Here is a 6,752-nt window from a genome sequence, read left to right as displayed (position 1 = left end):
GATCGGCTCCGGACCGTTCAAATTCGTGCAGGCGGAATTCCAGCCGGGCGTGAAGGCGGTCTATGAGAAGAACAAGGACTACGTGCCGCGCAAGGAGCCGGCGAGCTGGACCGCGGGCGGCAAGGTCGTCAAGGTCGACCGCGTCGAGTGGGTCACGATGGCCGATGCGCAGACCGCGGTGAACGCGTTGCAATCCGGCGACATCGATTTCATGGAGAACCTTCCGTTCGACATGCTGCCGGTGCTCGAAGCCAATCCGGATCTCAAGATCGACGTCCTGAACAAGTTCGGCTTCCAGACCCTCGGACGCATGAACTTCCTCTATCCGCCGTTCGACAACCCGAAGGTGCGCCGGGCTGCGTTCCTCGCGATGAACCAGAAGGACGTGCTCGACGCGCTGGTCGGCAACGCCAAGTACCAGAAGATCTGCGGCGCCTTCTTCGTCTGCGGCACGCCGCTCGAGACCGACGTCGGGGCCGAAACGCTGGTGAAGGGCAACGGCCTGGCGGAAGCCAAGAAGGCGCTCGCCGCATCCGGCTATGACGGCACCCCCGTGGTGATCATGGCGCCGGGCGACGTCACGACTTTGAAGGCCCAGCCGGTCGTGGCTGCGCAGCAGTTGCGCGAGGCCGGCTTCAAGGTCGACCTGCAGGCCACCGACTGGCAGACCGTGGTGACCCGCCGCGCCAGCCAGAAGCCGCCCAAGGAGGGCGGCTGGAACATGTTCTTCACAAACTGGGTCGCGGCCGACGTCTCCGATCCGATCGTCAACGCGTCGATCACCGGTCGCGGCAAGAATGGCGGCTGGTTCGGCTGGGCCGAAGACCCGAAGATCGAGGAGCTGCGTGACAAGTTCGCGCGCGCCGGCTCGGCTGAGGAAAAGAAGAAGATCGCCACGGAAATCCAGACCGAGGCCTACGATCAGGTGATCTACGTTCCGCTCGGCCAGTACACCATTCCGAGCGCGTGGCGGAAGTCGCTGACCGGCGTGCTCGACGGCCCGGCGACGCCGATCTTCTGGAACATCGACAAGTCCGAGTAAGCCTGCGGCTTGGCGCAAAACAAATGGCCGGGACGTGTCCCGGCCATTTTCTTTTCGCGCTGTCGCGTGTCAGGTGTGGCTGTCGCGGAGCTGCTCCAGTCCGTCGCTGAGCGGTGGCCCGCCTTGTGGTGCGTTCTGCGGCGGGGAGGGACGCTCCTTGCGCTGATCGCATTGGTCGGTTGCGCGCTGCGCGGATGGATCGTCGTTCGTCATCGTCATGCTCCAATTGCGGCATGACAACGAATATGCAGTGCACGGGTTCCGAACCGGCGACCGCTAATCGCCGTGCTCTGGTCTCATGCTGCTCGGGCTCGACAGGCTCGTGAGCTGCGTCGGTCCGATACCGGTTCCGTTCATCCAGACCACCGCTCCAGCGGCAAACGCGAGCAGTCCGTACAGCATGATCGCGGCGCGGATCCATCGCCGCGCGCGGTCGTCGGGCGTAGCGTCGATCCGATTGCAGTTTGCAATCTCCATCGCCGATCTCCGACCAAAATTGATTTCGAAATGCGACGGCCGCGAACTGCGCGGCCGGAATTTCCAATGCGGGAAGAGTAAGACAGTCAGCGATTGCGGCGTGTGAACCACGCCACCGCCGGAAGACACGACGCGGCGAGCACCGCGACACTGGCCCTCCCGAGTAGTGGGTCCGCGCACGGCATGCGAAGGCTGGTGCGGGCGGTGGGAGTCGAACCCACACGACGTTGCCATCGAGGGATTTTAAGTCCTATATGGTATGGCCTAACTATTGATAAATATTACGTTTTTCGCGTTGAAGGTCAAGATGTGTAAGTAGCTGTGGAAGAAGATGAATCCCAGCTTAGGGAAATGTCGGACAAATGTGTAAGCAGAAAAACCCTGCACCGCCCGATGGCAGAACGTCTTGACGGGTTGCCTGGGAGGGCTGCATTTTCGTTATCGTCCCCCGAAAGACGAATTCCCGAACCACGCCCATGACCGTACGAGCGACTGCTTAACGGATTCTTGCGCAGCGGGCAGGCGTCATTGGCCCTAATGAAAGCCCACCTCCATGACCCCTGAGAACCAAACGTCAACGCTTCTCGAGCATGAGACTGAGGCATGGCGCGCAGAGATCGTTCGCCGCTGTGAATACGCAGATCGGCATCCCGAGCGCATGGTCGATGCCAAGACCTTTTTCCGGCGCGTTCGCCAGAAGATCGAATGCATCAGGCGGAATGCTCACCGCCCTGAGAGAAAGATCCTGTAGGCATGAACTCACTCCCTGAAACAGTCCCGGACATCGACTATCTGCTCAGCCTACCGACCGAAGAACTCGCTGCTCTTGTCCTGCGATTTGCTCGCAAACAGGCGCAGAACGGCCTCATGCACCTCGGGAACTTCCAGTCATCGGTGTTCGTGCCGAATATGGGCGGGCATACGTATGCTGCTGCGCGAAAAGGTGAAATTGAGCTCGCCATAAGCGAAGCGTGGTCTTGGCTTGAAGTTCAAGGGCTTTTGATTGCTGCGCCTGGTCCAAACGGCAGTAGCGGCTTCCGCGTCCTTAGCCGCAAGGCAAGGCAGATGAATTCAGATGAAGATGTTGCAAAGTACGCGAAGTCGCGTCGTATCGACAGAGGGATGCTTCACCCGCGTATTGCCGAGACGGTCTGGTCAGCCTTTATGCGCAGCGAATTTGATGTCGCGGCGTTCCAGGCAATGAAGGCTGTAGAGGTTGCTGTCAGGGAAGCATCTGGGCTGGGGCCCGCAGAAATCGGCGTCAATCTGATGCGTAAGGCGTTTAATGAGGACTCCGGTCCACTCACAGATATGACGGCTGAGAAAGGTGAGCGCGCAGCACGGTCAGCGCTCTTTTCGGGGGCTATTGGTTCTTACAAGAATCCGCACTCACACCGAGACGTGGATATCCAAGAAGCGGATGAAGCTTGGGAAATCGTGTTGTTGGCTAATCACCTGCTGCGGATTGTTGACCAACGCAAGGCGGCCAAGGGAGGCTCCTCCTAAACGCTATTACTGTCGGGAACGACCGCGCATCGTCGACATGAAGCGATCATAGGTATCTTCCTCGGGTTCAGCATCCTCGAAGATCGGGCGTTTCACGCCCTCTTCAAGCAGCAATAGCGAAATCGAAAAGTCGTAGTTTTCAGCGAAAATTGTTATCTCGTGCACTGGCTCCTGCAACCAGGCGCCAGAAGCGTGGTCCATCTCTCCACGACCATCGACGAGTTTCTGTGGGTTGAGCGGCAAGGATGAAGCAGGGATCTCAATTGCGCCTTTGGAAGTCTTGAAGTAGGCGCCACTCTTCCATGCCGGCTCACTGGATCGCGCCCACAAAATGAATCCATCTCGCGAAACCACGAGGATTGCGCGCTTCCTGGTGTAATTTATCCAGCGCAGGGCTGCAGCCATGAGCGAAACCTTGTAGCGGTCAGCACAAGCACGAAGCATGTCCAAGGTTACCTTCGCCGAATCCGGGATTTGGCGGCGAAAATCGTCTAGAGGCATCAGGAGGTTGGTGGCGAAGAGGTTGGGCTGGTGCTCGATCTGTCCGATTTCGGAGTCCCACCGAACGATCTGTTGCTGTCCGCATTCAATCCCGTCGGGAAATGCCAGACGGTGAAGAAGATAGTGGCCGAACTCATGAGCTAGGGTGAAGTTGATGCGCCCTCTGGATGCGATGGCATTGTTATAAATGATGGCCCAACCCTTGCGGCCGGACGGCACGCGATACAGCGCGCCCTCAAAATCCGGTAGGCTATCTCCTTTCACATTGAGGATCGGATCATCGGGGAAGCGCTGCCTAGAGTACTCCTGCGCGATCATCGGAATGTCGATCGGAAACCGTTCCGCGCCTGCGAATGCCGCGTTTAGGAGATGAGTAATCTCAAAAGCCCAGCGTTCCGGCGAGAACGGATTGTTCATTCATCATCCTTGGGGGTCGGCTCGCCAATCAGATCCAGCATCTTCCGGATTTTTTCCTTGGTGGGCTCATTCATGCTGCGGTACTTGCGGTAGAATGCCGTATCCTTAGCATCTTCCACCTGTACCGAGTCGGTAATGAGATAGTCGGGGGTGACGCCAAGCGCGGTGGCTATCTTCGCGATCTTGTCGGCCGACGGGCGAGGCGGGTCCTTGTTCTCCAGCTCCCAAATGTAGCTTTTGCTCGACTCTGCCAGCTCGGCCAGCTTGTCGAGCGTGAAGCCATTCTTCTTGCGTAAGTCTCTGATTTTGTCGCCAAGCGGCGTGGTCACGATTTGTCTCCTTTTTCGGTGTTCAGAGTAGCAGCACATGAGGTGCTTGACAACGCGTATCCGTATGCCGTAATGTTCGGAGTATACGTACTTATAGTAACGGAAAAAAGGAGAAAATAGCCAATGACAGCAAAAAAGGGGCCTGAAACGCACCATGTGGTGCCGCATCAGGGGGGAGGCTGGGACGTCCGCCGCGGCGGTGCCGACCGGGCATCCGGGCACTTCGATACCAAGCAGGAAGCGGTCGACTACGCACGCGAGGTCAGCCGCAACCAGAAGACCGAGCTGCGGATCCACAACCAGGATGGCCGCATCGCCCAAAGCGATAGTCACGGCGGCGATCCGAATCCGCCGCGTGGATAACCCAACAGAAGGAGCAACACCGATGGCTAAACAAGACGAGCACGACAATCAAAAGGACAAGACGGTGACCATCGTTGTCGATGGTACGCCGCACGAAGTTCCTAAGAACGAAACGATCACCTACACAGAAGTGGTCACCCTGGCGCACCCAGATTATCCGCAACATCCGGAAATCACCTACTCGGTGACGTACACCCGCGGTAACGGCAACAAGCCGGAGGGGATCCTCTCTCCAGGGGGCAGTGTCAAAGTCAAAGATGGGATGTCCTTCATTGTTGATCGAACTGGCCAATCATAACGACGACATCCGTCGGCTCCTTGAAAAGGGCTATGCCTTGAGAGTCGATGGCAGTTACCTTGTCGTGCGTGATATTCCGTACCTGGACAGCCAACGCGCTCTCCAGGTCGGGGCGATCGTCACCATTCTCGTGCCGATCGACAAGTATCGGATGCAGCAGAGCAACCACGAAGTCTACTTCGCCGGTTCGGTCCCTTACGGCCTTGATGGCAAGCCGATTCCAAACCTTGGTGGCGGGGTCGTCAATGTCCCGCTGAGCAAGAACGATGTGGTTATCGAACGGTCCTTCTCCAACAAGCCGACGAACAGGAACGGCTTCACGGATTTCTTTGAAAAGATTGAGAGCTACGTGAGGATCATTTCCGGGCCAGCCATTGAGCTACATGGGGCCAACCCCCTCACTTTCCGGATAGACACTGACGTGGTCACGGATTCCCCATTCAAGTTTCAGGACTCGCTTACGGCCCGTGCTGAAATTGGTGATCTCGCCGCTGTGTTCAAGCAGGAAGTTGTCGCGGTCATCGGACTTGGCGGCACTGGAGCCTACCTTCTTGATTTCCTGGTGAAGACACCAGTGAAGGAAATCAGGGGTTTTGATGGCGATGTTTACCACGTCCACAACGCATACCGCTCACCCGGCAAGCTGACTGAGGATGAGCTCGATAAGGGCAAGGCTGACGTTTACCAGGGGCGCTACGACAATTTCCGCAATGGGCTCATCTTGCGGAAGAAATACATTGATAAGTCATCTGCCGATGATCTGGCGGGCGTTACATTTGCCTTTGTCTGCGTCGATAAAGGCTCGGCCCGTGCAGAAATTTTCGACCTGCTGATCAGCCTGGGCATCCCATTCATTGACGTTGGAATGGGGCTGAACCGGAAGCAAGGGCCGCTATCAGGCACGATCCGGGCAACGTACTACGGCACCGACAACGCGGCCGAGGTCAAGGCAATGGGCTTGGCCGAAGTCGTTGATGACCCCGATGACATCTACCGACGGAATGTTCAGATCGCTGAATTGAATGCATTAAACGCCTGCATCGCTATGATCCGCTACAAGCAATTGCGCGGTTTCTATGTTGACGATAACGCGGCCTATCATTTGTTGATGAATGTTGCCAACCTACGTATCTTTACTGAATCCAAATGAAAACGATCACCCTCCAGCGCGTCCAGTATCTGCCAAAGCAGCTTTCCTCCGATATCCTCTATGTATCAGAAGAATACGCAGTCGCTGGGCACCTCTGCGCTTGCGGATGTGGGAGCAAGGTGATCACGCCGCTTAACCCGGCCGGATGGAATTTTACTGAGCGCGACGGTCGTCCGACACTTCGACCTTCCATTGGTAATTGGCAGTTGCCTTGCCGATCTCATTACCTGATCACCAATGGCGTGATTCAGTGGGCTGGTCAGTGGTCTGATGAGCAGATTGCTGCGGGACGACGTGCAGAAGAAATGCGTCGGCAGGCGTACTACGCTTCGCGCACACCCGAACAAAGTGGCTTCTGGTCATGGCTTTGGCAGGGAGTGCGACAGCTCTTTGGCGGCAAGTGATGGTGCGGGCGCCCGGACTCGAACCGGGACAGGCAATTGCCCTACGGATTTTCGTACCCTCTACGGCTTTCGCCGCCGCGGTTTGAATCGCGTTTGTGGTCTGGACTATCCCTTCACCGTAGCGAGAATCGCTTTAGGTGCTGCCCGTCTAGTCTCTACACCTTCCCCGGGGTGGTTGGGGCTTGGCTCGGGATTGCCAGTGAAGGTTTCCCCGAATTTGAGCAGTTCTGCTCCTGGAGTTTCCTCCAGGGCACTCAGGTCGATC

General features: G+C 57.3%; 10 protein-coding genes. 6 read left to right on the top strand and 4 right to left on the bottom strand.

Annotation, left to right across the window (positions count from 1 at the left end; genetic code table 11):
- Positions 1–1,042: ABC transporter substrate-binding protein (locus AKL29_RS45440; protein ID WP_244482348.1), on the top strand; the 1,042-nt coding region annotated here is incomplete at its 5' end.
- Positions 1,043–1,111: 69 nt separating this feature from the next.
- Here AKL29_RS45440 and AKL29_RS42945 read toward each other — a convergent pair.
- Both AKL29_RS42945 and AKL29_RS24125 read right to left on the bottom strand, forming a co-directional pair.
- A complete protein-coding gene (locus AKL29_RS42945) occupies positions 1,112–1,255 on the bottom strand; it encodes a hypothetical protein (protein WP_157346371.1) in 144 nt (47 codons plus the stop codon).
- Positions 1,256–1,318: 63 nt separating this feature from the next.
- Positions 1,319–1,519, bottom strand: a complete 201-nt coding sequence (locus tag AKL29_RS24125) for a hypothetical protein (RefSeq protein WP_028336109.1) — start codon at positions 1,517–1,519, stop codon at positions 1,319–1,321.
- Positions 1,520–2,272: 753 nt separating this feature from the next.
- Between AKL29_RS24125 and AKL29_RS24120 the strand changes: the two genes are divergently transcribed.
- Positions 2,273–3,025: a TIGR02391 family protein gene (locus tag AKL29_RS24120; RefSeq protein ID WP_050385886.1), complete on the top strand. Its 753-nt coding sequence runs from the start codon at positions 2,273–2,275 to the stop codon at positions 3,023–3,025.
- A 6-nt stretch (positions 3,026–3,031) separates the two neighbouring features.
- On the opposite strand, the gene AKL29_RS24115 is transcribed toward AKL29_RS24120, so the two are convergent.
- Together AKL29_RS24115 and AKL29_RS24110 are read right to left on the bottom strand one after the other, a co-directional pair.
- On the bottom strand, positions 3,032–3,943 hold the full coding sequence (locus AKL29_RS24115; protein ID WP_050385885.1) for an ImmA/IrrE family metallo-endopeptidase: 912 nt from the start codon (positions 3,941–3,943) through the stop codon (positions 3,032–3,034).
- A complete protein-coding gene (locus AKL29_RS24110; protein WP_050385911.1) occupies positions 3,940–4,272 on the bottom strand; it encodes a helix-turn-helix domain-containing protein in 333 nt (110 codons plus the stop codon). Before AKL29_RS24110 ends, AKL29_RS24115 begins: the two co-directional genes overlap by 4 nt.
- Before the next feature lie 123 nt (positions 4,273–4,395).
- Between AKL29_RS24110 and AKL29_RS24105 the strand changes: the two genes are divergently transcribed.
- From AKL29_RS24105 to AKL29_RS41030, 4 genes are read left to right on the top strand one after another with little or no spacing between them, the layout of a single operon-like run.
- Positions 4,396–4,635, top strand: a complete 240-nt coding sequence (locus tag AKL29_RS24105; RefSeq protein ID WP_050385884.1) for a DUF2188 domain-containing protein — start codon at positions 4,396–4,398, stop codon at positions 4,633–4,635.
- A gap of 22 nt (positions 4,636–4,657) precedes the next feature.
- Entirely contained in the window at positions 4,658–4,933 is a 276-nt protein-coding gene (locus AKL29_RS41035; RefSeq protein ID WP_082190689.1) for a multiubiquitin domain-containing protein, read from the top strand.
- Complete coding sequence (locus tag AKL29_RS24100) at positions 4,908–6,083, top strand: ThiF family adenylyltransferase (protein ID WP_152977743.1); 1,176 nt, start codon at positions 4,908–4,910, stop codon at positions 6,081–6,083. The genes AKL29_RS41035 and AKL29_RS24100 overlap by 26 nt, the downstream gene beginning before the upstream one ends.
- The gene (locus tag AKL29_RS41030) at positions 6,080–6,487 is read left to right on the top strand and encodes a ubiquitination-like system serine protease family protein (RefSeq protein WP_082190688.1); all 408 of its coding nucleotides are present in this window, start codon (positions 6,080–6,082) and stop codon (positions 6,485–6,487) included. The genes AKL29_RS24100 and AKL29_RS41030 overlap by 4 nt, the downstream gene beginning before the upstream one ends.
- Positions 6,488–6,752 lie beyond the last annotated feature (265 nt).

The sequence above is a fragment of the Bradyrhizobium pachyrhizi genome (assembly GCF_001189245.1).
In the GTDB taxonomy this organism is placed as follows: domain Bacteria; phylum Pseudomonadota; class Alphaproteobacteria; order Rhizobiales; family Xanthobacteraceae; genus Bradyrhizobium; species Bradyrhizobium pachyrhizi.
The sequence above is the reverse complement of the archived record's forward strand: the minus strand, read 5'-3'. Positions and strand labels throughout refer to the sequence as shown.

Bases quoted from the DNA above. Each gene is read 5' to 3' on its own strand.
- AKL29_RS24115 (WP_050385885.1), bottom strand. From the start codon at position 3,943: ATGAACAATCCGTTCTCGCCGGAACGCTGGGCTTTTGAGATTACTCAT.
- AKL29_RS42945 (WP_157346371.1), bottom strand. From the start codon at position 1,255: ATGACGAACGACGATCCATCCGCGCAGCGCGCAACCGACCAATGCGAT.
- AKL29_RS24120 (WP_050385886.1), top strand. From the start codon at position 2,273: ATGAACTCACTCCCTGAAACAGTCCCGGACATCGACTATCTGCTCAGC.
- AKL29_RS24105 (WP_050385884.1), top strand. From the start codon at position 4,396: ATGACAGCAAAAAAGGGGCCTGAAACGCACCATGTGGTGCCGCATCAG.
- AKL29_RS24125 (WP_028336109.1), bottom strand. From the start codon at position 1,519: ATGGAGATTGCAAACTGCAATCGGATCGACGCTACGCCCGACGACCGC.
- AKL29_RS41030 (WP_082190688.1), top strand. From the start codon at position 6,080: ATGAAAACGATCACCCTCCAGCGCGTCCAGTATCTGCCAAAGCAGCTT.
- AKL29_RS41035 (WP_082190689.1), top strand. From the start codon at position 4,658: ATGGCTAAACAAGACGAGCACGACAATCAAAAGGACAAGACGGTGACC.